This is a genomic window from Pinirhizobacter sp., from assembly GCF_035317885.1.
Taxonomy (GTDB): domain Bacteria; phylum Pseudomonadota; class Gammaproteobacteria; order Xanthomonadales; family Rhodanobacteraceae; genus Pinirhizobacter.
On sequence record NZ_DATHFX010000303.1, the window covers coordinates 1 to 2,452 of the forward strand.

Sequence of the window (2,452 nt, forward strand, 5' to 3'; positions counted from 1 at the left end):
GCAGACCGGGAACTGATCCGCCAGTACCGTTTCATGCAGCGGATCTTCGCCAGCGCCCGCGCCGCACTGGACCGCACCAACAACCCGGCCATCCAGCGCTCCATCCTGCTGGCTTTAGGCGATGCCGCGCTGACCGAGCACGCCGAATGGACGCTGATGCAGCGCGAGCGGCAGGTGGAGCACAGCAAGCTTTGACGGATCCAGGCGGATGAACGAGGCGGGCTTCCACTCCCGCGCGACCGATGCCGTGGGGCTCGTCACGTGGTAGACGGCCGGGATGTTTCGACGCATCCGCTGCGTTCATCCGCCCGGCATGGCTCGCCAGGAAGAAATGCTACCGTCGGATCGACATGGGGAAGGTGGCGGGCTAGCCAGGTTGAGACCCGCAGTAGGCACACGGTCGGACTCACGTCCGCCTGGCTGCCCGCCAAAAATGGCGGGGCAAACCTCGGGTACCGCAGACAATCTTCGGTACCCGACTTTTTTGCCTACTAACTACGGGGTCTCAAACCCGGTTGCCGATGTACAGGCAACACGAACATGTTCCACGAAGCTGGCACGCAGTTCCATCGGAATGGTCGGAAAGTTCGACGTCGATTTCGATGGAAGCATGCTCAAATTTTGCTTGAGCGGTTATCCACACCCGATGGGGACAGTCGTTGGGAAAGCCTGTGGATAACCCGGCACGGGTCATGCCGAGACAAGGGCTTGCGTCACCTTGCTTACGGCGTGTCCACCCCGATGGACGAGGAGGACCTTGTGCCTCAGCTCATTGCGAGCAGCGACGCATTGCCCAGCGCAAGCCCGATCGCCGTGGCGGCGATCACATCCGACGGATAGTGCAGCCCCAGGATCACCCGCGAAGCGCCCACTAGCGCCGTGAAGCCAATCAGCAGCGGCGCCAGTACCGGGAAATAGTGCACAGCCACCACGGTGAAGCTCACCGCCTGCAGCGTATGTCCGGACGGAAAGCTGAATTCATCCAGCGGCGGAATATGCGCGATCACGCCCGGGCAGTTGCGGAAGGGGCGGGGGCGGCGCGTCCAGCGCTTCAGGACGCGGTAGAGCTGCAGGGCGATCAGGCCGGTAAGCAGCATCTGGCCTGCCGCCTGCATGCCGCGCCAACCGCCGGCCACGGCCAGGATGGCGATGACGGCATACCAGAAGATGCCGTCGCCGAGCCGGCTTACCGCTCCGAAAAAGGCGCCGACAGCGCTGCGTGTGCCCCAGCGGTTGGCGGCGAGGGTGACGCGGCGGTCAAGCCGTTGCGGACGTGGCATGGTGCTCATGGCTGCGCTCCGTGACCAGACTTTTCAGAAGTCGTTCGAAATCGGCGATCACGGCGCCCGGCGCCAGTGACGATACGCCGTGCCGAGCGGCACGGCCCATGGCATGCAACTGGCGCAGATCGCTGGCGACGCAGGCGGCGCAGTTGATGAAGCTTTTCTCGTTGCCGCTTTCGATGCGCACGCCGTTCACGCCATCGACCACGTGCTCACGCGCGGCGCCCTCGTCATAGGCCACCACTGGCACGCCAGCGGCCAGGGCTTCCAGGACGACATTGCCGAAAGTTTCGGAGAGGCTGGGGAAGACGAAGAGATCGGCGCTGGCGTAGTGCGCTGCAAGGTCCTCGCCGCTGCGCATGCCGGCGAAAACAAAGTCCGGGTGAGCCGCCTGCAATGCGGCGCGTTCCGGGCCATCGCCCACCCACACGTAAAGCGCTTTCGGGTGGCGTGCCTTGGCGGCCTCGAAGGAGGCCAGGGCGAGTGGCAGGTTCTTTTCCGCGGCAATGCGGCCGACGTACAGCACCACCAGGGTGTCTTCGTCGGCACCCCAGGAAGCGCGCAGTGCATCGTCGCGGCGAGAAGGATGGAACAGATCAATGTCCACGGCACGGCGCAGCAGGCGTGAATTGACAATGCCCATGGCCTCGAGCTCCGCGGCCAGCCCACGGGTGGGCACCAAGGTGGCGTCGGCGCGATTGTGGAAGCGGCGCAGGTGCTTGCGCACCAGCGGGGTGAGCCATTTCACGCCGTAGTGGCCGGCGTAGGCGTCGAAGCGGGTATGGAAGCCGGTCGCCACCGGGATGCCCAGCCGGATCGCGGCGCGCATCGCGGCCCAGCCAAGCGGGCCTTCGGTGGCCACGTACACCGCATCCGGGCGGTCGCGCTTCCAGCGCGCAACCAGGCGGCCGGTGACAGGCAGGCCAAAACGCAGGCCCGGGTAGCGCGGCAGGCCCACGCCCGGGGTTTGCAATGCCTCGATGCCAGGTTCGTCGGCGAACGGCGCGTGGCCCGGCTGGCGGGGTCGAACCAGGTCCACCGCATGGCCAAGGGCGGCCATGCCGGCCGCAAGGCTATGGACAGTCAAGGCCACGCCGTTGACTTCCGGCGGGTAGGTCTCGGTAACGATGCCGATGCGCATGGCGCACTCCCTGCGGGCTTGAAGCATT

At 65.8% G+C, this 2,452-nt stretch carries 2 protein-coding genes and 1 pseudogene; 1 reads left to right on the plus strand and 2 read right to left on the minus strand.

From position 1 onward, the window contains the following. Window positions 1-195: pseudogene (locus tag VK519_RS09815) on the plus strand (hypothetical protein); the annotation flags it as partial. A gap of 569 nt (window positions 196-764) precedes the next feature. Here the strand turns inward: VK519_RS09815 and VK519_RS09820 are convergent. Together VK519_RS09820 and VK519_RS09825 are read right to left on the minus strand one after the other, a co-directional pair. Then, window positions 765-1,289, minus strand: a complete 525-nt coding sequence (locus VK519_RS09820) for a phosphatase PAP2 family protein (RefSeq protein WP_324349382.1) — start codon at window positions 1,287-1,289, stop codon at window positions 765-767. After that, window positions 1,258-2,424, minus strand: a complete 1,167-nt coding sequence (locus tag VK519_RS09825; protein ID WP_524538989.1) for a glycosyltransferase family 4 protein — start codon at window positions 2,422-2,424, stop codon at window positions 1,258-1,260. The genes VK519_RS09820 and VK519_RS09825 overlap by 32 nt, the downstream gene beginning before the upstream one ends. Window positions 2,425-2,452 lie beyond the last annotated feature (28 nt).